The sequence below is a fragment of the Mycobacterium sp. genome (assembly GCF_040398885.1).
Taxonomy (GTDB): Bacteria; Actinomycetota; Actinomycetes; order Mycobacteriales; family Mycobacteriaceae; genus Mycobacterium.
The window spans coordinates 1-21574 of sequence record NZ_JBBATF010000036.1 but is presented as its reverse complement, the minus strand read 5'-3'; the positions used below and the strand labels follow the sequence as shown (position 1 = coordinate 21574).

The 21574-nt window shown below is 70.6% G+C and carries 21 protein-coding genes; 18 read left to right on the top strand and 3 right to left on the bottom strand.

What is annotated here, in order from left to right:
* On the top strand, positions 1 to 576 hold a 576-nt coding region (locus ADBZ5U_RS05545), incomplete at its 5' end, for a GmrSD restriction endonuclease domain-containing protein (protein WP_526263212.1).
* 15 nt (positions 577 to 591) lie between these two features.
* Here the strand turns inward: ADBZ5U_RS05545 and gjpA are convergent.
* Together gjpA and ADBZ5U_RS05535 are read right to left on the bottom strand one after the other, a co-directional pair.
* Positions 592 to 1968, bottom strand: a complete 1377-nt coding sequence (gene gjpA, locus ADBZ5U_RS05540; protein ID WP_526263210.1) for an outer membrane porin GjpA — start codon at positions 1966 to 1968, stop codon at positions 592 to 594.
* A gap of 101 nt (positions 1969 to 2069) precedes the next feature.
* Entirely contained in the window at positions 2070 to 2906 is an 837-nt protein-coding gene (locus ADBZ5U_RS05535; protein ID WP_526263208.1) for an aldo/keto reductase, read from the bottom strand.
* Positions 2907 to 3016: 110 nt separating this feature from the next.
* Between ADBZ5U_RS05535 and ADBZ5U_RS05530 the strand changes: the two genes are divergently transcribed.
* From ADBZ5U_RS05530 to smc, 12 genes are all read left to right on the top strand, one after another.
* Positions 3017 to 4087, top strand: a complete 1071-nt coding sequence (locus ADBZ5U_RS05530) for an alpha/beta hydrolase (protein ID WP_526263206.1) — start codon at positions 3017 to 3019, stop codon at positions 4085 to 4087.
* Between the two features lie 66 nt (positions 4088 to 4153).
* Positions 4154 to 4921: a DsbA family protein gene (locus ADBZ5U_RS05525; RefSeq protein ID WP_526263204.1), complete on the top strand. Its 768-nt coding sequence runs from the start codon at positions 4154 to 4156 to the stop codon at positions 4919 to 4921.
* The gene (locus tag ADBZ5U_RS05520) at positions 4918 to 5547 is read left to right on the top strand and encodes a vitamin K epoxide reductase family protein (RefSeq protein ID WP_526263202.1); all 630 of its coding nucleotides are present in this window, start codon (positions 4918 to 4920) and stop codon (positions 5545 to 5547) included. Before ADBZ5U_RS05525 ends, ADBZ5U_RS05520 begins: the two co-directional genes overlap by 4 nt.
* 6 nt (positions 5548 to 5553) lie before the next feature.
* Positions 5554 to 6108: a 16S rRNA (guanine(966)-N(2))-methyltransferase RsmD gene (gene rsmD / locus ADBZ5U_RS05515; RefSeq protein WP_526263200.1), complete on the top strand. Its 555-nt coding sequence runs from the start codon at positions 5554 to 5556 to the stop codon at positions 6106 to 6108.
* A gap of 31 nt (positions 6109 to 6139) precedes the next feature.
* Complete coding sequence (gene coaD / locus ADBZ5U_RS05510; protein WP_526263198.1) at positions 6140 to 6619, top strand: pantetheine-phosphate adenylyltransferase; 480 nt, start codon at positions 6140 to 6142, stop codon at positions 6617 to 6619.
* Between the two features lie 111 nt (positions 6620 to 6730).
* Positions 6731 to 7468 carry a cell division protein SepIVA gene (gene sepIVA / locus ADBZ5U_RS05505; RefSeq protein ID WP_526263196.1) on the top strand — a complete coding sequence of 246 codons (738 nt, stop codon included), beginning with the start codon at positions 6731 to 6733 and terminating at the stop codon, positions 7466 to 7468.
* 40 nt (positions 7469 to 7508) lie between these two features.
* Positions 7509 to 8081 (top strand): YceD family protein, encoded by a 573-nt coding sequence (locus ADBZ5U_RS05500; RefSeq protein ID WP_526263194.1) that lies wholly within the window; start codon positions 7509 to 7511, stop codon positions 8079 to 8081.
* The gene (gene rnc / locus ADBZ5U_RS05495; protein WP_526263192.1) at positions 8078 to 8791 is read left to right on the top strand and encodes a ribonuclease III; all 714 of its coding nucleotides are present in this window, start codon (positions 8078 to 8080) and stop codon (positions 8789 to 8791) included. Before ADBZ5U_RS05500 ends, rnc begins: the two co-directional genes overlap by 4 nt.
* Positions 8784 to 9635, top strand: coding sequence for a DNA-formamidopyrimidine glycosylase (gene mutM / locus ADBZ5U_RS05490; RefSeq protein WP_526263190.1), 852 nt, complete (start codon positions 8784 to 8786; stop codon positions 9633 to 9635). Before rnc ends, mutM begins: the two co-directional genes overlap by 8 nt.
* Positions 9636 to 9720: 85 nt before the next feature.
* Positions 9721 to 10140, top strand: coding sequence for an OsmC family protein (locus ADBZ5U_RS05485; protein ID WP_526263187.1), 420 nt, complete (start codon positions 9721 to 9723; stop codon positions 10138 to 10140).
* Positions 10133 to 10420, top strand: a complete 288-nt coding sequence (locus ADBZ5U_RS05480) for an acylphosphatase (protein WP_526263185.1) — start codon at positions 10133 to 10135, stop codon at positions 10418 to 10420. Before ADBZ5U_RS05485 ends, ADBZ5U_RS05480 begins: the two co-directional genes overlap by 8 nt.
* Positions 10421 to 10446: 26 nt before the next feature.
* Complete coding sequence (smc, locus tag ADBZ5U_RS05475; RefSeq protein ID WP_526263183.1) at positions 10447 to 14043, top strand: chromosome segregation protein SMC; 3597 nt, start codon at positions 10447 to 10449, stop codon at positions 14041 to 14043.
* A gap of 107 nt (positions 14044 to 14150) precedes the next feature.
* On the opposite strand, the gene fni is transcribed toward smc, so the two are convergent.
* Positions 14151 to 15167: a type 2 isopentenyl-diphosphate Delta-isomerase gene (gene fni, locus ADBZ5U_RS05470; RefSeq protein ID WP_526263180.1), complete on the bottom strand. Its 1017-nt coding sequence runs from the start codon at positions 15165 to 15167 to the stop codon at positions 14151 to 14153.
* 69 nt (positions 15168 to 15236) lie between these two features.
* Here fni and ftsY point away from each other — a divergent pair, with 69 nt between their 5' ends.
* The 5 genes from ftsY to ADBZ5U_RS05445 form a co-directional block, all read left to right on the top strand.
* The gene (ftsY, locus tag ADBZ5U_RS05465) at positions 15237 to 16712 is read left to right on the top strand and encodes a signal recognition particle-docking protein FtsY (protein WP_526263178.1); all 1476 of its coding nucleotides are present in this window, start codon (positions 15237 to 15239) and stop codon (positions 16710 to 16712) included.
* A 128-nt stretch (positions 16713 to 16840) separates the two neighbouring features.
* Complete coding sequence (locus tag ADBZ5U_RS05460) at positions 16841 to 18223, top strand: ammonium transporter (protein ID WP_526263176.1); 1383 nt, start codon at positions 16841 to 16843, stop codon at positions 18221 to 18223.
* A gap of 5 nt (positions 18224 to 18228) precedes the next feature.
* A complete protein-coding gene (locus ADBZ5U_RS05455; protein ID WP_526263174.1) occupies positions 18229 to 18567 on the top strand; it encodes a P-II family nitrogen regulator in 339 nt (112 codons plus the stop codon).
* Between the two features lie 18 nt (positions 18568 to 18585).
* Positions 18586 to 21084, top strand: a complete 2499-nt coding sequence (locus tag ADBZ5U_RS05450) for a [protein-PII] uridylyltransferase (RefSeq protein ID WP_526263172.1) — start codon at positions 18586 to 18588, stop codon at positions 21082 to 21084.
* A gap of 45 nt (positions 21085 to 21129) precedes the next feature.
* Positions 21130 to 21574, top strand: a 445-nt coding sequence (locus ADBZ5U_RS05445; RefSeq protein WP_526263170.1) for a signal recognition particle receptor subunit alpha, incomplete at its 3' end; no start/stop codon positions are given.

Sequence of the window (21574 nt, the reverse complement as noted above, 5' to 3'; positions counted from 1 at the left end):
GGCGCCGACGTGCTGGCCGGTCTCACCGTCGTGCCGGCCCGCGTCCGCGGCGACGACTACCGCCGGACGGCGTTCGGGGCGGCCTGGGACGACGACAACGGCGCCCCGGGCGGCGGCAACCGGTGCGACACCCGCAATGACATCCTCGACCGCGACCTGCTGGACAAGACCTACGTGGCCACCGGGCGTTGCCCGCAGGCGGTCGCCACGGGCACCCTGCGTGATCCCTACACCAACGCCACCGTCGGATTCGTCCGCGGTGATCGGGTCGGCGCGTCGGTGCAGATCGACCACATCGTCCCACTGGCCTTCGCCTGGGACATGGGGGCCCGGGATTGGACCGGTGCGATGCGCAAGCGCTTCGCCAACGACCCGGCCAACCTGCTGGCGGTGGCGGGAAAAGCCAACCAGGACAAGGGCGATCTGCCGCCGGGGGAGTGGATGCCGCCCAACACGGACTTCTGGTGCCAGTACGCGGTGCAGTTCATCGCGGTGCTGCGCGGCTACCGGCTCCCGGTCGATGCGGCCTCGGCCCGGCGACTGCAGAACGCGGCGGCCGGCTGCCCGAGCAGCTGACCGCCGCGTTCGTCGTCAGCGGGCGCCGCGAGCGGCGCCGGACTTGCCCATTCCGCGTGCGGAGGCCTTGGCGGCCTTCTCGTTTCCGGAGTTCGCGCTGCCGGCGGCGGCCTTGCCGCCAGCCTGTGCCGGAGCCTCGACCGCGGCTTCCACTGCGGCGGCTGCTGCCGCCGCCTTGGGCACCTTCACCTCGGCGGCGACGTCGGCGACCTTCGCGGCCACCGGCGCGGCCGGGGCGGTCTCCTCGGCGACGGCCGGAGCGGCGACCTCCGGAGCGGCGACCTCCGGAGCGGCGAACTCGGCGGGGGCCGCCTCGGCCACTGCAGCCGGTGCCGGCGCCGCCGACGTGTCCGCAGTGGCCGTCTCGGCGGCGGCTGCGGTCATCGGCGGCGTCACCACCATCTTTTCGGAGAGCAACTGGCCCAGACCGATCGCCGAGCCGATCCAGCTGACCGGGATGCCCGGGTCGTTGACGACGACCGAGGTGCCGTTGGGCCGCGGGAACTCGGAGACCTTGTAGTCGATTCCGGCGGCCAGCGAATCGAAGGCCACCCCGCCGTTCCACGCCGTCGGCGCGTCGAGGGTTCCAGCGATCGGGACCGGGGGACTGATCAGACCGCCGAGGTTGAGCCCCACGTTCTTGATCTCCGGCGGCAGCGGGGCGATCGCGTTGACGACCCCGGTGAGGTCCAGATAACCGGCGCCGTTGAGCACGCCGTTGGTCACGCGGGCCGGGATGTTGATCAGCTCGTTGATGGCGCCGATGACGTCGCCGTCCTGGAAGAACTGGCCGATCGCGGTGAAGCTGCGGGTCAACTCGACCAGCGGCGCGAACAGCGGGCCGAGCAGGCCGACGACCTGGCCGCTGTAGGGGGTGGCGAGGAAGTTCAGGATCGGCTCGTACTGGGTGTAGGTCTGGTCACCGAGGATCGTCGGCAGCAGCCCGAAGACGAATTGCTGGCTGATCGGGATGCTCAGGACGGAGGCGACCGGAACGGGCGAAATGTATTCGCCGGCAGGATCTCCCGGCGACCACGGCGCCTGGAAGAAGGTCTGGACGTTGCCCCACACCTGCTCGGCGACCAGGCCGACGTCCGGCAGCTCCTGGAAGTAGGTGACCTGATTGGCGGCGATGGTCTGGATCAGCGGGAAGGGCTTCTCCAGGTAGAAGTCCAGCAGTTGCTGGACGTTGGCCAGGGAGGTCTTGATGGTGTCGACCCAGGGGGTGATCGGGTCGATCGAAGCCGCCAGTTCCACCGCCAGGGTGCTGACGGCCTTGTCCGGAGCGAGGGCGACGTGGCCTGGCACCGGCTGGATCGGCGCGAGCGCGATCGCACCGACGCCAAGGGCGGCGACACCCGAGGTGAGATATGAGCGATAGGTGACGTGCATGACGGTGACCTTTCCTGTGAGCTACCTGAGTAAAAGGTAAGTTAACTTGAAATTGCCTGAATGTCACCCGTATGGGCAAACTTTTGTCCCGGCAATCCCGCTCAGTCGGCGGCGGGGGTCTCCGGGCCGGGCCGGAACCGGGTTCCGTCGTCGAGGCCGCTGAGGACGCCCATCTGGGCTTCGTCGAGTTCGAAGCCGAAGACGTCGAGGTTCTCAGCCAGCCGGTCGGGCGATGAGGTGCGCGGCAGGACGACATTGCCGAGTTGGAGGCTCCACCGCAGGAGGACCTGCGCCGGAGACTTGCCGTGCTCGGCGGCGACCGCCGTGACGGCGGGATTCGCCAGCAGTTTTCCGGACCCGAGCGGGCCGGAGGCCTCGGTGACGATCGAATGCTCGGCATGTACGGCCCGTAACTCCGCCTGGTTGAGCAGCGGGTGCAATTCGATCTGGTTGACCGCGGGGACGAAATACGACAGGTCGATGATGTTCGACAGGTGCTCGGGGCTGAAGTTGCTGACTCCGATCGAACGGGTGTCACCGACCTCCTTGGACTTCATGATCCCGCCCCAGGCGTCGATGTACTTACCGTTCTGCTCGGCCGGCCAGTGGATGAGGTACAGGTCGACGTATTCCAAGCCGAGGCGGGCCAGGCTGGCCTTGCAGGCGTCCTGGGAGGACTGGAAGCCCTGATCCGCCATCGCCAGCTTGGCGGTGACGTAGAGGTCCTCACGGGCGATACCCGAGGCGGCGATGGCACGCCCGACCGCCACCTCGTTGTCGCCGTGGACGGTGTCGATCAGCCGGTAACCCGCCGCGAGTCCCGCGGCGACGGCCGCCTCGGCCGCGGCGGGCGCCAGATCGGAGACGCCCAGTCCGAGGACCGGGATGGTGTGGTCGTCGTTGAGCGTGACGGTGGGAACAGCGGCCGCCGGTGTCATGTCACCTGCCTGTGCATTCGATTCGTCCGTGGATCGTGAGGATAGTACCGAGGCGACGGCGGATCCGAGGCGCACCGGCGTCGGGCCCGGCCGGGCGTAGGCTGCCGCTCATGGCAACCGTCGGGAAACGGGCACTGGTCGTCGGAAACAAGTTGGGCGTGAAGCTGATTCCGCGGCTTCCGGAACCGGCCAAACGTCTGCTCTCCGGCGGCCGGGCGGTGACCATCGACGGCAACACCCTGGACCCGTCCATTCAGATGCTGCTGGCCGCGCAGAAGGCGGTGGGCATCGGCGGCCTGGCGGTCGCGGACGATCACCTCGCCACCCGGGCGGTCAACCGCGAGCTGACCGCGGCGCTCGACGAGCGGGATGTTCGTGTCGCCGACATCAAACCGGTGTCGATTCCGGGACCGGCCGGCACCATCCCCGCCCGGCATTACCGGCCCCAGGCCGGAGGTGGCCCGGCGCCGCTGGTCGTCTTCTTCCACGGCGGCGGTTGGGTCTTCGGGGACCTCGACACCCATGACTCGGTGTGCCGGCTGATCAGCCGGGACGCCGGGGTGCACGTGCTGGCCGTCGACTACCGACTGGCCCCCGAGCACCCGGCCCCGGCCGCCGCGGACGACGCCTACGCCGCCTACCGGTGGGCGCGGGAGCATGCGGTCGAGCTGGGCGCCGACCCGCGGCGGGTCGCGGTCGCCGGTGACAGCGCCGGGGGCAACCTGGCCGCGGTGGTCACCCGACTGGCCCGTGACGCCGGCGACCCACTGCCGGCGCTGCAGTGGCTGATCTACCCGGTCACCGACTGCCGGGGCCAGACCCGATCCCGTTCGCTGCTGGCCGAGGGGTTCCTGCTGACCCGGAACGACATGGAATGGTTCCAGAACTGCTACGTCGAGGGCTCCGAACTGGACTTCTCCCACCCCCTGGTATCGCCTCTGGTGGCCGAGGACCTGGCCGGGCTGTCGCCGGCACTGGTGGTCACCGCCGGTTTCGACCTGCTCCGCGACGAGGGTGAGCAGTACGCGGCCCGACTGCGGGAGGCCGGCGTTCCCGTCGACCACCGACTGATGTCGTCGATGATCCACGCCTTCCTCAACCTCAACGCCCTCGGCGGCGGTGTGGCCCGGGCCAACGCGGAGATGATCTCCGCTCTGCGGGCTCACCTGGCCCGCGACTGAGAACCCGGGGCACTCGCCGGTATTCTGGGGGCGCCCGAAACGACCGACAGCGAGGATAAGCCGACCGTGGCCAACAAGAAAAGTCCGCCCCGCTACGACCTGAATGCCCAGGACCGCAAGCGCGACATGCTCGTCAAGGTGGGGCTGACCGCCCTGGTGGTGGCCTTCGCCGTCGGGTTGGTGCTCTGGATCGTGACGGGCAGCGACAAGAAGGGCTCCGATCCGCGCGCGGTGCGGGTCGCTTCGCAGTCCGTCATCAAGAAGGACGGCACCGGCGAACCCAAGGCGGTGCTGTCGATCTACGAAGACTTCCAGTGCCCGCACTGCCGTGACTTCGAGAAGAGCTTCGGACCGACGATCGCCAAGCTGATCGACAGCGGCGCCGCGGCCGTCGACTACAACATGCTGGCCATCCTCAACCGGGTGAACGGCGGCTACTCCTCGCGCGCCGCCAACGCGGCCTACTGTGTCGCGGACGAGAACATGGACGCCTTCAAACGGTTCCACGCCGCGTTGTTCGCCAAGCAGCCCCAGGAGGGCTCCGGTTCCGGACCCGACAACGCGGCGCTGGTCGAGACCGCCCGCCAGGCCGGAGTCACCGGTGGCGTTCCGGACTGCATCAACAAGGGCAAGTACGACAGGATGGTCAAGGGTCTGGCCGCCGCGTCGAAGGTCACCGCCACCCCGACGATCCGGCTCAACGGCCAGGACATAAACCCCGCGAACCCGGATGAGTTGCTGGCCAAGGTCCGCTCGATCGTCGGGCCGCTGCCCGCGCTGGCGCCGGCCCCGTCGCCCGCGCCGTCGGCCCCGGCCCCGGCTCCGGCGGGATGAGCGTGACCGCGCCGGCCCCGGCGGACGCCGTGCGGACGGCGCCGGCGCATACCGGCGTGCGGGTCGGCCGGGCGAGCGCCTGGTGGGTGCTGATCGCGGGTGTCATCGGACTCGCCGCCTCCGCCACGCTGCTGGTCGAGAAGATCGAGATGCTCAAGGACCCGAAATTCGTCCCCAGTTGCAGCATCAACCCGGTGCTGGCCTGCGGCTCGGTGATCAACACCCCGCAGGCATCGGTCTTCGGCCCGCCCAATCCGCTGTTCGGAATCGTCGCTTTCGCGGTGGTGATCGTCACCGGTGTGCTGGCTCTCGGCCGGGTCGCCCTGCCCCGTTGGTACTGGGTGGGTCTGATGATCGGCACCGGACTGGGCGTCGTCTTCGTGCACTGGCTGGCCTTCGAGAGTCTGTTCCGGATCGGCGCACTCTGCCCGTACTGCATGGTGGTGTGGTCGGTGACGGTCCCGCTCCTGGTGGTGGTCGCCTCGATCGCGCTGAGTCCGCTGGAGTCGAATCCGTTGGCGCACGGCCTGTTTCAATGGCGCTGGCCGTTGGTGGCGCTGTGGTTCACCGGGATCCTGCTGCTCATCCTGGTCCGTTTCTGGGACTACTGGTCCACGCTGATCTGATCGGTTGTGACCCGGATCGTCGCGGGCGCCGCGGGTGGGCGGCGCCTGGCCGTGCCGCCGGCCGCCAGACCGACCACCGACCGGGTGCGCGAGGCCTTGTTCAACGTGCTGGCCGCCCGGCGGGAGTTCGACGGCCTGCGCGTGCTGGACCTCTACGCGGGCTCGGGTGCGCTGGGCCTGGAGGCGCTGTCCCGGGGGGCGGCCTCGGTGCTGTTCGTCGAGAGCGATCGCCGCGCGGCCGAGGTCATCGCCCGCAACATCGCGACCGTGGGACTGCCCGGCGCGTCCGTGCGCCGGGGTCAGGTGGCCGCGGTGCTGTCCGCCGGCCCGGCCCGGCCGATGGACCTGGTGCTCGCCGATCCGCCCTACGACCTGCCCGCCGCGCAGGTCCGGGCGGCGCTGGCCGCATTGGCCGATCACGGGTGGGTCGGCCCGGGGAGCGTGGTCGTGTTCGAGCGGCCGGCGTCCGCGCCGGAATTGACCTGGCCGGCGGGATGGGCCGGGTGGCCGGTGCGCCGCTACGGCGACACCCGCCTGGAGGGCGCCGACGTCGGGCCTTGAGCGCTCCGGCCGACTGCTAGCGTCAGCGTCCATGAGTGGCGCGGTCTGCCCCGGATCCTTCGACCCGGTGACGCTGGGACACATCGACGTCTTCGAGCGGGCGGCCGCGCAATTCGACGAGGTGATCGTCGCCGTGCTGACCAATCCGAACAAAGCCGGGATGTTCTCCGCCGCGGAGCGGATCGCGATGATCGAGGAGGCCTGCGCGCACCTGCCCAACCTGCGCGCCGAGGCAGGGGTCGGCCTGGTGGTCGACTTCGTCAAGGCACGCGGGTTCACGGCGGTGGTCAAGGGCCTGCGGACCGGCACCGACTTCGAGTACGAGTTGCAGATGGCGCAGATGAACAAGCACATCGCCGGGGTCGACACCTTCTTCGTGGCCACCACCCCGCAGTACTCGTTCGTGTCGTCGTCGCTGGCCAAGGAGGTGGCCACCTTCGGCGGGGACGTGTCGCAGTTGCTGCCCGAATCGGTGAACCGGCGGCTGCGGGCCAGGCTCGCCGGTCACTGAGGGCGATGGGACACGACACCGGATCGCGACACACCGCATCGCTATCGCAGTCACAGGCGTAACACCAGGCACACTGGTCACTATCAATGTGACAGCCTGAAGGGTGGCACCGTGTACCGAGTTTTTGAAGCACTGGACGAACTGGGCGCGATCGTCGAGGAAGCCCGCGGTGTGCCGATGACGGCCGGCTGCGTGGTTCCCCGTGGCGACGTGCTCGAGTTGATCGACGACATCAAGGACGCGATCCCCGGCGAACTCGACGACGCCCAGGACGTGCTGGACAGCCGCGACACCATGCTGAGGGAGGCCAAGGAGCACGCCGAGACGACGGTGGCAAACGCCGGCGCCGAGGCCGGCTCGCTGGTGAGCCACGCCCGCGCGGAGGCCGACCGGATGCTCGCCGAAGCCAAGTCCCAGGCCGACCGGATGGTCGCCGAAGCCCGTCAGCACAGCGAAGGCATGGTCGCCGACGCCCGCGAGGAGGCGGCGCGGCTGTCCGCGGCGGCCAAGCGGGATTACGAGGCCGCCACCAGCCGGGCCAAGGCCGAGGCCGACCGCCTGGTGGAGAACGGCAACATCTCCTACGAGAACGCCGTGCAGGAAGGCATCAAGGAGCAGCAGCGGATGGTGTCTCAGACCGAGGTGGTTCAGGCCGCTCACGGCGAGTCCACCCGGCTCATCGATGCCGCCCACGCCGAGGCCGACCGGCTTCGGGGCGAGTGCGATATCTACGTCGACAACAAGCTGGCCCAGTTCGAGGAATACCTCAACGGCACGCTGCGCTCGGTCAGCCGCGGCCGGCACCAACTGCGCACGGCGGCCGGAACCCACGACTACGCACAGCACTAGCGGTCAAACCCGGCACCCGGGGGCACCGTAGGATCGCCGTATGGCGAAGCCTCCGAACGCCGCCGCGGACCGGCGCTCGCCGCTGGTCTTCGACGTCTCGCGCCTCGGCCGCCGTCCCGGTGCCCTGCAGGAGGTGCACCAGCAGGTGCCCAGTCCGGCCCGAATCGGCTTGGATCTCATCGCGATGGAAGCCGGGTCGCCGCTTCAGCTGGACTTGAGGTTCGAGTCGGTTTCCGAGGGCGTCCTGGTGTCCGGCACCGTGTCCGGCCCCACCTCCGGGCAGTGCTCCCGGTGTCTGGAACCGGTCAGCGGGCATCTCGCGATCGCGCTCACGGAGTTGTTCGCCTACCCCGACAGCCTGACCGAGTCCACCACCGAGCGGGACGAGATCGGCCACGTCGTGGACCACTCGGTCGACCTCGAGCAGCCGATCGTGGATGCCGTCGGTCTGGCGCTGCCGTTCGCCCCGCTGTGCGTCCAGGACTGCCCCGGACTGTGTCCGGTGTGCGGAGTGGCCCTGGCCGGTGCCGGACCCGGTCACGGTCACGAACGGATCGACCCCCGCTGGGCGAAGCTGGCCGAACTGCTGCCGCCCGACGGAGAACCGTCGTGACCCGCCGCGCCCTGCTCGACGCGTTGGGCGTCGAGCTGCCCGAGGATCTGCTGACCCTGGCACTGACCCACCGCAGCTACGCCTACGAGCACGGCGGGCTGCCCACCAACGAACGCCTGGAACTCCTCGGCGACGCGGTGCTGGGTCTGGTCGTCGTCGAGGAGCTGTTCCGTCGGCACCCGGAGAATTCCGAGGGTGAACTGGCCAAACTCCGCAATAGCATCGTCAACACCCAGGCGCTGGCGGGCGTGGCCCGGGAACTGACCGAACACGGCCTGGGGGAGTATCTGCTGCTGGGTCGCGGCGAGACGAACACCGGCGGAAACGAGAAGGCCAGCATCCTGGCCGACACGCTGGAGTCGCTGCTCGGCGCGGTCTATCTGCAGCACGGGCTGGACGGCGCGCGCCGGGTCGTCCTGCGACTCTTCGACGAACTGATCGACACCGCCCCGACCCTGGGTGCGGCGCTGGAGTGGAAATCCAGCCTGCAGGAGCTCACGTCCTCCCGCGGACTGGGCGTCCCGCGCTATGAGGTCGTCGCCGAGGGCCCCGACCACGACCGGCGGTTCTCCGCGGTCGTCTACATCAACGCCGAGCCGTACGGGACCGGGGCGGGCCGGTCGAAGAAGGCCGCCGAGACCGAGGCCGCCGCCCAGGCCTGGACGGCGCTGGATGCCGAACCTGCTCCCGATTCCGGGCTGGATGCCTGAACTTCCCGAGGTCGAGGTGGTGCGCCGCGGCCTGCAGGCGCACGTCGCGGGAAAGTCCGTCGCCGCGGTGCGGGTCCACCATCCACGCGCGGTGCGCCGGCACGAGGCCGGGGCGGCCGACCTGGCCGCCAGGCTGCTGGGGGCCCGCATCAGCGGCACCGACCGGCGCGGCAAATATCTGTGGCTCACCGTCGAAGACGGGCAGGCCGCCCTCGTGGTCCACCTCGGCATGAGCGGCCAGATGCTGCTCGGGCCGATCGCCAGGACCGAACACCTGCGTATCGCCGCGGTGCTCGACGACGGCACCGCGCTGAGCTTCGTCGACCAGCGCACCTTCGGCGGTTGGCAGTTGGCCGACCTCGTCACCGTCGACGGCAGCCGGGTGCCCGAGCCGGTCGCCCATATCGCCCGCGACCCGTTGGATCCCTGCTTCGATCGCGACGCGGTGGTGAATGTGTTGCGCCGCAAGCATTCCGAGATCAAACGGCAGCTGCTCGACCAGACCGTGGTGTCCGGGATCGGCAACATCTACGCCGACGAGGCCCTGTGGCGCGCGGAGGTCAACGGGGCGCGCATCGCCGAGAAACTGACCCGCCGGCAGCTGGGACGGGTGCTCGACTGCGCCGCGGAGGTGATGCGCGAGGCGCTGCGGGAGGGAGGCACCTCCTTCGATTCGCTCTATGTCAACGTCAACGGCCAGTCCGGCTACTTCGACCGCTCCCTGGCCGTCTACGGTCGCGAGGGCCGCCACTGTCGCCGCTGCGGTGCGGTGATCCGGCGGGAGAAGTTCATGAACCGGTCGTCGTTCTACTGCCCGGTCTGCCAGCCGCGGCCGCGCCGGTAGTCTCTCGCCGAGATCGACGTTGTGGCGGGTTTGTCTCGCACTTTCCCGCCGAAACGTGAGTTTGGGCGGAAGGGGAACCAGACAGATGACCGCAGACCTGTGGGTGGAGCGGACCGGCGTCCGCCGGTACACCGGCCGCAGCAGCCGCGGGGCGCAGGTGCTGATCGGCTCGGAGACCGACGAGGGCGTCTTCACCCCCGGCGAGCTCCTCAAGATCGCGCTGGCCGGCTGCAGCGGCCTGTCCAGCGACCAGCCGCTGAGACGCCGGCTCGGCGACGACTACCGGGCCGTCATCCGGGTGTCCGGTGACGCCGACCGCGACGACGAGCGCTACCCGCTGCTGGCCGAAAAGCTCGAGATCGACCTGTCGTCGCTGACGGCCGAGGAGCGCGACCGGCTGCTGCTGGTGGTCGGTCGCGCCATCGACCAGGTCTGCACCGTCGGCAGGACGCTGAAATCGGGGACCGCGATCACCTTCGACGTCGTCGCGACCTCCCGTGAGTAACTCCGCGGACCGGGCGCGGTTGACCGCCTGGGTGCACGGCCGCGTCCAGGGGGTGGGTTTCCGCTGGTGGACCCGATCGCGGGCGCTGGAGTTGGGGCTGACCGGCTACGCCGGCAACCAGCCGGACGGCCGCGTGCTGGTGGTCGCGCAGGGGCCCAGGCAGGCCTGTGAGCAGCTCCTGGGCCTGCTGCGCGGCGGGACCACCCCCGGATCGGTGGACACCGTGGTCGCTGAGTACAGCCACCCGGGGGAGCCGATGTCGGGCTTCCGCGAGCGCTGACCCCCGCGCCGGTAGGCTCGCTCGTCGTGTACCTCAAGAGTCTGACGCTGAAGGGCTTCAAATCCTTCGCCTCGGCGACGACTCTGCGCTTCGAGCCCGGCATCACCTGCGTGGTCGGGCCCAACGGCTCCGGCAAATCCAACGTCGTCGACGCCCTGAGCTGGGTGATGGGCGAGCAGGGAGCCAAGACCCTGCGCGGCGGGAAGATGGAGGACGTCATCTTCGCCGGCACGTCCTCGCGCGCGCCGCTGGGCCGGGCCGAGGTCACCTTGACCATCGACAACTCCGACAACGCGCTGCCGATCGAGTACTCCGAGGTGTCCATCACCCGCCGGATGTTCCGGGACGGCGCCGGGGAGTACGAGATCAACGGCAACAGCTGCCGGCTGCTCGACATCCAGGAGCTTTTGTCGGACTCCGGTATCGGCCGGGAGATGCACGTCATCGTCGGTCAGGGCCGGCTGTCCCAGATCCTCGAGTCCCGCCCGGAGGACCGGCGCGCCTTCATCGAGGAAGCCGCCGGGGTGCTCAAGCACCGCAAGCGCAAGGAGAAGGCGTTGCGCAAGCTCGACGCCACCTCCGCCAACCTGGCCCGGCTGACCGACCTCACCACCGAACTGCGCCGCCAGCTCAAGCCCCTGGGCCGGCAGGCCGAGGTCGCCCGCCGCGCCCAGACCATCCAGGCCGACCTGCGCGACGCCCGGCTGAGGCTGGCCGCCGACGACCTGGTCGCCCGGCGCGCGGAGTTCGCCGGCGCCGACGACATCGAGACGGTCCTGCGCCGGGAGCACGACGAGGCGGCGGCCCGGCTGGCCCAGGCTGCCGAGCAACTGGCGGCGCACGAGGCGGCCGTGGCATCGCTGTCCGAGCGCTCCGACGCCGCCCAGCAGACCTGGTTCCGGCTCTCCGCGTTGTCCGAGCGGGTCAGCGCGACGGTGCGCATCGCCAGTGAGCGCGCCCAGTACCTCGACAACCGCCAGGATCTCGGCACCGGGCCCGACCCCGACGAACTCGACGCCGAGGCCGAGGAGATCGCCGAGCGCGAACGCGCGCTGCTCGCCGAGCTCGAAGCCGCACGCGGAAGGCTGGCGTCGGCGCGCGGCGAGCTCGCCGAAAAGGAAAGGGCCGCAACCGAAGCCGAACGCGCCCACCTGGCCGCCGTGCAGGCCGAAGCCGACCGCCGGGAAGGCCTGGCCCGGTTGGCCGGCCAGGTGGAGACCGGCCGTGCCCGGGTGGAGTCCATCGACGACGGGGTGGCCCGGCTCTCGGCCGCCATCGAGGAGTCCGCCGCCCGAACCGAGGCGGCCAAGGCCGAATTCGAGACGATCCAGAGCCGGGTCGGCGAACTGGACCAGGGCGAGGTCGGACTCGACGAACATCACGACCGGACCGTCGCCGCCCTTCGCCTGGCCGACGAGCGGGTCGCCGAACTTCAGACCGCCGAACGCGCCGCCGAACGGGAGGTGGCGTCACTGCAGGCCCGTATCGACGCCCTGGCGGTTGGCCTGGAGCGCAAAGACGGCGCCGCGTGGCTGGTCGAAAACCGAAGCGATGCAGGACTTCTCGGCGCCGTGCCGAAGCTGGTGCGGGTTCGTCACGGCTACGAGAAGCCGCTGGCGGTGGTGCTCGGCGCGGTCGCCGACGCGGTAGCCGCCGACGGCCTCGGTTCGGCGCGTTCGGCGGTGCAGGCACTCAAGGACGCCGACGGCGGCCGGGCGGCCATCCTGCTGGCCGACTGGCCGGCGGATTCCCGCCCGGACCCCGGTCCGCTTCCCGGCGGCGCCCCCTGGGCGATCGACCTGGTGGAGGCCCCGGCCCGGCTGCGGGGCGCGCTGACCGCGATGCTCTACGGCGTCGCGGTGGTCGACGACCTCGCCGCAGCATTGGACCTGGTGGCGGCCCGGCCCGCGCTGCGGGCGGTCACCCGCGACGGTGATCTGGTCGGCGCGGGCTGGGTCGACGGCGGCTCGGACCGCAAACCGAGCACGCTGGAGATCGCCGGGGCCATCGAGGCGGCCCGCACCGAACTGGCCGCGGCCGAGACGCGGGTCGGCGAACTCGCCGCCGCCCTGGCCGGGGCGCTCACCGAGCAGGCCGACCGGCAGGACGCCGCCGAACAGGCGCTGGCCGCCCTCAACGAGTCCGACGCCGCGATGTCGGCGATCTACGAGCAACTCGGCCGGCTCGGTCAGGAGGTTCGGGTCGCCGAGGAGGAGTGGCAGCGACTGCAGGCCCAGCGCGACGAACTCGAGGCCGGCCGGGCCCAGACGGTCGAGGAACTCGGGGGGCTCGAGGCCCGGCTGCGGGCCGCCCAGCAGACCCAGACCGTGGTGGAGAACTCACCGGGCCGGCGCCAGGAGATCCAGGCCGCCGCCGAAGCGGCCCGGGCCACCGAGGTGGAGGCCAGGCTGAACGTGCGTACCGCCGAGGAGCGGGCGAATGCCGTTCGGGGACGGGCGGATTCGCTTCGCCGCGCGGCGGCCGCCGAACGTGAGGCCCGGTTGCGCGCCCAGCAGGCCCGTGCCGCGCGTCAGCACGCGGCGGAGGTGGCCGGCGCCGTCGCCGACAGCGGCCGCCGGGTCGCGGCCCACCTCAGCGGTGTGGTGGTGGCGGCCTCCCGATCGCGGGACCGGCTGGCCGCCGAACGCGGGCAGCGGGCGACCGCGCTGGTCGCCGTCCGCGAGGAGGTGACCGCGCTGAACGCCCGGATCGGCGAGTTGACCGATGCGCTGCACCGCGACGAGGTGGCCAAGGCGCAGGCGGCGATGCGGATCGAGCAGTTGGAGCAGACCGTCCTGGAGCAGTTCGGGATGGCCGGCGACGACCTGATCGCCGAATACGGTCCGCAGGTGGAGTTGCCGCCCTCGGAACTGGAGACGGCCGAGTACGAGCAGGCCCGCGAGCGCGGCGAGCAGGTGACCGCACCGGCGCCGATGCCGTTCGACCGGGCCACCCAGGAGCGTCGCGCCAAACGCGCCGAACGCGACCTGAACGAACTCGGACGGGTCAACCCGCTGGCGCTGGAGGAGTTCGCGGCGCTGGAGGAGCGCTACAACTTCCTGTCCACCCAACTCGAGGACGTCAAGGCGGCCCGCAAGGACCTGCTCGACGTCATCTCCGATGTCGACAACCGGATACTGCAGGTGTTCACCGAGGCCTTCGCCGACGTCGAACGGGAGTTCTCCCAGGTGTTCGCCGCCCTGTTCCCGGGTGGTGAGGGCCGGCTGCTGCTCACCGACCCCGGAGACATGCTGACCACCGGGGTGGAGGTGGAGGCCCGCCCGCCCGGGAAGAAGGTCAAGCGGCTCTCGCTGCTCTCCGGCGGGGAGAAGTCGCTGACGGCGGTGGCCATGCTGGTGGCCATCTTCCGCGCCCGGCCCTCGCCGTTCTACGTCATGGACGAGGTCGAGGCCGCCCTCGACGACGTCAACCTGCGCCGGCTGATCGGGCTGTTCGAGCAGTTGCGGTCGCAGTCGCAGCTCATCGTCATCACCCACCAGAAGCCGACGATGGAGATCGCCGACGCGCTCTACGGGGTGAGCATGCAGGGTGACGGCATCACCACGGTGATCTCCCAGCGGATGCGCGGAGTGGACCTGGTCGTCAGCGGGCAGGGCGGCTGACGGCTTTACGTCGGCACCAGGTCTGTGACGTCGCGGTGCAGTTCAGCCGGCCCGTGATCGAAGGTGGCAAGTCGTCGTATCCGTCAGCGCATCATGATGGCGAGATGTCAGGTCAGCCCGTTGACCCCGATCCGGCGTAGTTCGTCCAGGTCGGCGGCACCGGCGCCGTGCAGGCAGACCCGCAGTTCCTCGATGAGGCCGCCGAGGACGTCGACCACCGCCTCGGAGGACTCGATCGCCGGAGCCAGCAGGGGGCGGGCCATCGCCACCACGCCGGCTCCCAGTGCCAGCGCCTTGGCCGCGTCCATGCCGGTGCGGACCCCGCCGGAGGCCACCAGCGGCATGCCGGGCAGTTCCCGGCGCACCTCCACCAGCGCCCGGGCGGTGGGGATCCCCCAGTCCGCGATCGCGGGGTAGCGCACCTCGCCGTAGCGGACCAGTTGCTCGACCCGTGCCCAGGAGGTGCCGCCGGCACCCGCGACGTCGACCGCGGCGATGGGCAGGCCGCTCAGTCTGCGCGCCGCGGCGGCGCCGATCCCGTGGCCGACCTCCTTGACCAGGACCGGGTAGTCCAGTTCGGCCGCCAGCCGGGCCAGTCGCTGCCGGGACCCGGTGAAGTCGGTGTCGCCGTTCTCCTGAATCGCCTCCTGCAGCGGATTGAGATGCACCGCAACGGCATCGGCTCCGACCCGCTCCAGGGCGGCGCTCAGTCGCGCGGTGATGCCGTCGGTCACCTGAGCCAGCCCGATATTGCCGATCAGCAGCACGTCGGGCGCCACATCACGCACTTGGAAACTGGCCGCGACGGGCGAGTCGTCGAGCATGATGCGCTGTGAGCCCAGCATCATGCCGACGCCCAGTTTCTGCGCCGCGCCGGCCAGATTTCGGTTGATGGTGCGGGCCAGTTCCGCCCCGCCGGTCATCGCACCGATCAGAACCGGCGCCTTCAGTGGCACGCCGAGGAATTCGGTGCCCAGGTCCACCGCGCCCAGACTGGTCTGGGTGAGCGCGTCGTAGGGCAGTTCGAAGCGCTCGAAGCCGGTCGTGACCCCGACGAATTCCACCGGCCCGGTCAGGCAGGCGTCGATGTGCCGCAGCTTGCGGGCGGCCAGCGCGTCGCTCATCGGCGCCGGCCGGGGACGGGTTTTGCGGCCCGGCGGCGGCGCGATGGGAAACCCTGGAACAATGGCCCGGTGTCACAGGGATTCTGGATCGCCATCGCGGTCATCGCCATCCTCGTCATCATCGCACTGGTCACCGGCTCGGTGCTCTATCGGCGCCGCCAGGTCAGTCTGCACGCCACGCCCGAAACGGCTGAGATCGAGGCTCCCACACCGGTAGACCGATCGGGCGGCTACACCGCCAAATCGGGCATCTCGTTCACACAGTCGTCAGCGGCACCCGCGACGGTGGAACGGCCCAGGCCGCCGCGCCCGGACACCGCCGGCGGGCAGGACCTGATCGACCAGGGATTCGGCCTGGGCCTGCCCGGCGTCGGGGACGACGCCGCGATTCCCCGGGACTCCCTGAAGAGGCCGATCTCCCAGGTTCAGCTGCCCGAACCGCCGGTGGTCGAGGAGACGCTGGACGAGATCGGGGCCGAGATCGAGGCCGACGTCCGGTGGCCCGCCCCGACGACCGAGTTGGACGTCGTCACCGAGACGACCGAGCCGGACGTCGTCACCGAGACGACCGTCGCCCCGGTCCCGGCTACGGCGCCCTCGGCACCGGACCTGGATTCCATCGCGCCGACGGCCGGCCGACTGGACCGGCTGCGCGGCCGGCTCGCGAAATCCCAGAACGCCTTCGGCCGCAGCATGCTCGGTCTGCTCGGGGGCGGGGACCTCGACGAGGACTCCTGGGAGGAGGTCGAGGACACCCTGCTGATCGCCGACCTCGGGCCGACGACCACCACCTCGGTGATCGGACACCTGCGCGCCGGGATGGCCGCCGGCAGCGTGCGGACCGAGGCGCAGGCCCGCGGCGTGCTCCGGCGGGTCCTGGTCGCCGAACTCAACCCGGGCTTCGACCGTTCCATCCGGGCGCTGCCGCACGAGGACAAGCCCTCGGTGCTGCTGGTCGTCGGTGTCAACGGAACCGGCAAGACCACCACGGTCGGAAAGCTGGCCCGCGTCCTGGTGGCCGACGGCCGGCGCGTCGTGCTGGGCGCCGCCGACACCTTCCGGGCCGCCGCCGCAGACCAGTTGCAGGCCTGGGCCGCGCGGGTGGGCGCCGAAGTGGTGCGGGGCCCCGAGGGTGCCGACCCGGCCTCGGTGGCCTTCGACGCGGTGGACAGGGGCATCGAGTCCGGCGCCGACGTGGTGGTCATCGACACCGCCGGCCGGCTGCACACCAAGACCGGCCTGATGGACGAACTCGGCAAGATCAAGCGGGTGATGGAGAAGCGGGCCGCCCTCGTCGACGAGGTGCTGCTGGTCCTCGACGCCACCATCGGTCAGAACGGGCTGACCCAGGCCCGGGTGTTCGCCGATGTGGTCGACATCACCGGCGTGGTGCTGACCAAGCTGGACGGAACGGCCAAGGGCGGCATCGTCTTCCGCGTCCAGCAGGAACTCGGCGTGCCGGTCAAACTGGTGGGCCTCGGCGAGGGTCCCGACGATCTGGCGCCCTTCGAACCGGAGGCCTTCGTCGACGCCCTGCTGGGTTAACAACGGCGAAACCCGCGCAGAGGTTTCGTTCACCTGAGCGAAACACCGCGGGGCTGCTCCCGAAACACTTGCTGCGCAAGGTTCATCTCACGGCGTCAGGGGACGGCGCTACGGAGGAGGAACTGCGAGTGGATAAATTCCCGGTGATGGGAGTGCCGGACACTGGTGACACCGCGTGGATGCTCGCCAGCGCCGCGCTCGTGCTGCTGATGACACCAGGGCTGGCATTCTTCTACGGCGGCATGGTGCGCGCCCGAGGCGTGCTGAACATGATCATGATGAGCATCAGCGCCATGGGCGTGGTGACGGTGCTGTGGGTGCTGTACGGCTACTCGATGGCCTTCGGCAACGACAAGGGCGGCTTGATCGGCGACCCGACCGAGTATTTCGGACTCAAGGGTCTGATCGGAGGTAACGCCGTCACCGAGGTCATCGCTGACCCCGCGGCGGGTGTCGAGGCGGTCGAAGCGGTCAATATTCCGCTGGCGGGAACAATCCCGATGACGGTGTTCGTGGCGTTCCAGTTGATGTTCGCCATCATCACCGTCGCGCTGATCTCGGGCGCGGTCGCCGACCGGCTCAAGTTCGGCGGTTGGCTGCTGTTCGCCGGACTGTGGGCGACGTTCGTGTACTTCCCGGTCGCGCACTGGGTGTTCTCGTTCGACGAGTTCACCGCCGAGACCGGCGGCTGGATAGCCAACAAACTCGGGGCGATCGACTTCGCCGGCGGAACGGCGGTGCACATCAATGCGGGTATCGCCGCGCTGGTGCTCTCGCTCATCCTGGGCAAGCGGCTCGGCTGGCCGGGCACCCCGATGCGGCCGCACAACCTGCCGTTCGTGATGCTCGGTGCCGGTCTGCTGTGGTTCGGCTGGTACGGCTTCAACGCCGGTTCGGCCATCGGCGCCGGCGGTATCGCCGGGTCGACCTTCGTCACCACGACGGTGGCCACCGCCGCCGCGATGCTGGGCTGGCTGCTCACCGAGCGGATCCGCGACGGTCGGGGCACCTCGCTGGGCGCCGCCTCGGGCATCGTGGCCGGCCTGGTGGCCATCACCCCGGCCTGCTCGGCGGTCAATGTGCTGGGGGCGCTGGCGATCGGCGCGATCGCCGGGATCCTGTGCGCGTTGGCGGTCGGGTTGAAATACCGATTCGGCTACGACGACTCTCTGGACGTGGTTGGCGTGCACCTTGTCGGCGGCCTGGTGGGCACACTGATGGTCGGACTGGTCGCGACCGCGGAGGCCCCGGCCGCCGTCGACGGACTGTTCTACGGCGGCGGTTTGGATCAGATGTGGCGGCAGGCAGTCGGAGCTCTCGCCGTGCTGGGCTATTCGGCGGTCGTCACGGCTATCTTGGCCTTGCTCGTGAAGTACACCATCGGACTGCGGCTGGACCGGGAGGCCGAGGCATCCGGTATCGACGAGTCGGAACACGCGGAGACCGCGTACGACTTCGCCGTCGCCGGCAGCGGCGGCTCGGTCTTCTCACGTCAAAGCGCGGAGGTATAGGGAATATGAAGCTGATCACTGCGATCGTCAAGCCGTTCACACTGGAGGACGTCAAGACCGGCCTGGAGGAGCTCGGCGTCCAGGGCATGACGGTCAGCGAGGTTCAGGGGTACGGGCGCCAGAAGGGCCACACCGAGATCTATCGCGGCGCCGAGTACGTCGTCGACTTCGTGCCGAAGGTGCGCGTCGAGGTCGTCGTCGACGACACCGTCGTGGACAAGGTGGTCGACGTCATCGTGGCCGCGGCGCGCACCGGCAAGATCGGCGACGGCAAGGTGTGGGTGAGTCCGGTCGAGACCATCGTCCGGGTGCGCACCGGCGAGCGGGGATCCGACGCGCTGTAGCGGCGCGTGGGGTGATCCATGATCAAGCCGACAGCGGGCACGGCCGACTCCCACCTCCCGGCGGGCGCCGCCGGGAGGTGGAAGCCGCCGGCGAGCGAGTCGCTGCACCCGGCGAGGAGTCTGGCCGCCGCGGGTGCGCAACTGCTCAGTGGCGGCCAGCGCCGACTCGACGCCCCGGCGCTGCGCGAGGCGTTGCTGGATCTGCACGAACTCTGGCTGACCACCAAGGCGGCCGAACTGGGCATCGTCGCGGGAAGCGGCTTCGCCATCGTCGCCACCGGCGGCCTGGGCCGGCGGGAGATGGTTCCGTACTCGGATTTGGATCTCATGCTGCTGCACGACGGCATGCCCGCCGACGCGGTCAGTCAGGTTGCCGATCTGCTCTGGTACCCGTTGTGGGACGCCAACATTCGGCTTGACCACAGTGTCCGGACGGTGTCGGAGGCGCTACAGGTCGCCGGCACCGAGATCTCGGCCGGTCTGGCCATGCTCGAGGCCCGACATATCGCCGGCGACGAGGATCTGTCGGCACGACTCATCGCCGGAGCGCGCCGGCAGTGGCGCGCCGGAATCGCCGGGCGCTTCGGCGAACTCGTCGAGCAGGCCCGGGCGCGCTGGCAGCGCGGCGGACAGATCGCCCACCGGGCCGAACCGGACCTGAAGTCCGGGATGGGCGGCCTGCGTGACGTCCAGTTGCTCAACGCGCTGGCGATGGCTCAGTTGACCGACGTCCATCCCGGCCTGTCGCCTGACTCGCCGGCCGGATCGCTGGGCGCGGCCCACCTCGTTCTGCTCGACGTTCGCACCGAAATGCACCGGGTGTCCGGGCGCGGCCGCGACCAGTTGCTGGCCCAGTACGCCGACGAGATCGGCGCGTCGCTGAGGATCGGGGACCGGTTCGACCTGGCCCGCGCGCTGTCGGATGCGGCCCGGACGGTCAGCTACTACGTCGACGCCGGCGTGCGCACCGCCGCCAACGCGCTGCCGCGGCGGGGGCTTTCGGTTCTGCGCCGGCCGCTGCGCCGGCCGTTGGACGAAGGCGTCGTGGAGTACGCCGGCGAGGTGGTGCTCGCCCGGGACGCCAGGCCGCAGCGGGATGCGGGACTGACCCTGCGGGTCGCCGCCGCGTCGGCGACCACCGGAATCCCGATCGCGGCGTCCACCCTGGGCAGGCTGGCCGACAGTGCGCCCGAGTTGCGCCAGCCGTGGCCGCGGGACGCGTTGGAGGACCTGCTGGTCCTGCTCAGCGCCGGACCGACAACGGTGAGCACCATAGAGGCTCTGGACCGCACCGGGCTGTGGGGCAGGCTCTTCCCGGAATGGGGCGCGGTTCGCGACCTCCCGCCGCGGGACCCGGTGCACACCTGGACCGTCGACCGCCACCTGGTCGAAACCGTCAGCCGGGCAAGCGCTTTCACCACCCGGGTGTCAAGGCCGGACCTGCTGATGCTGGGCGCGCTGCTGCACGACATCGGGAAGGGCCGCGGGGGTGACCACAGCGCCATCGGCGCCGAACTGGCCACCCGGGTGGGTCAGCGGTTGGGCCTGTGGCCGTCCGACGTGCGGCTGCTGTCGGCCTTGGTGCGCCACCATCTGCTGCTGCCGACCGTCGCGACCCGCCGGGATCTGAAGGATCCGGCGACCGTCGCCGCCGTCGTGGAGGCGGTGGACGGAGACTCGGTGCTGCTGGAACTTCTGCAGGTCCTGGCCGAGGCCGACTCGCTGGCCACCGGACCCGGGGTGTGGGGGGACTGGAAGGCCGCCCTTATCGGCGACCTGGTTCTCCGCTGCCGCGCGATGATGGCCGGTGAACCCGAGCCGCAGCCCGAACCCGTTCCGGCCGAACAACTTTCACTGGCCCGCGACGGGGCGGTCCACGTGGGCATCGAACCCGGTGTCTCACCGCACACCTATGCGGTGACCATGATCGCCCCGGACCGGCGCGGCCTGCTGTCCAAGGCGGCCGGGGTGCTGGCGCTCAACGCGCTCAGCGTGCATTCGGCATCGGTGAACAGCGCGGTCCTGGACGGTCGGGGGTCGGCGATCAACACCTTCGTGGTGTCGCCGCACTTCGGCTCCCCGCCGGCCGCGGAGTTACTCCGCCAGCAGTTCATCCTGGCCCTCGACGGGGGGTCCGACGTCATCGCTGCGCTGCAGAAGCGCGACCGGGAGGCGGCCCGGCACGGCACCGAGCGGGCGGGGCACCCCAAGACCGCCGTTCCGGCGGCCGCCCCGGCGCCGCCGCGGGTGCTGTGGCACGAACCCGATTCGGCCGGGCGACAACTGGTGGAGGTCCGCGCAGCGGACCGCGCCGGCCTGCTCGCCGTGCTGACGTCGGTGTTCGAGCGCTCCGGGGTCGACATCGCCTGGGCCAAGATCACCACCTTCGGCTCCACGGTGATCGACGTGTTCGCCATCTCGGCGCCCGGCTCGGCCGCTGCCCGGGACGCGCTGGAGCGTGAGCTCCTCGCCGCGCTGCCGGCGCCGCCGCCCAAGCCGGCGGCGGAAGCGGGCTGAGCGGGTTCGCCCGGGCAGCCGACCACCGCTGGGTAGGCTGGCGGCGTGTTTGAATCCCTCTCCGACCGGTTGACCGGTGCGCTCTCCGGATTGCGCGGCAAGGGCCGGCTGACCGACGCCGACATCGACGCCACCGCCCGGGAGATCCGGCTGGCGCTTCTGGAGGCCGACGTCTCGCTGCCGGTGGTGCGCGCGTTCATCGGCCGGGTCAAGGAACGCGCCCGCGGCGCGGAGGTCTCCGGCGCCCTCAACCCGGCCCAGCAGGTCATCAAGATCGTCAACGACGAGCTCATCGGCATCCTCGGGGGCGAGACCCGCCAGCTGGCGTACGCCAAGACACCGCCGACGGTCATCATGCTGGCCGGCCTGCAGGGCGCCGGTAAGACCACCCTGGCGGGCAAGCTGGCCAAGTGGCTGCGCGGCCAGGGGCACACCCCGCTGCTGGTGGCCTGCGACCTGCAGCGCCCCGGTGCGGTGACCCAGTTGGAGA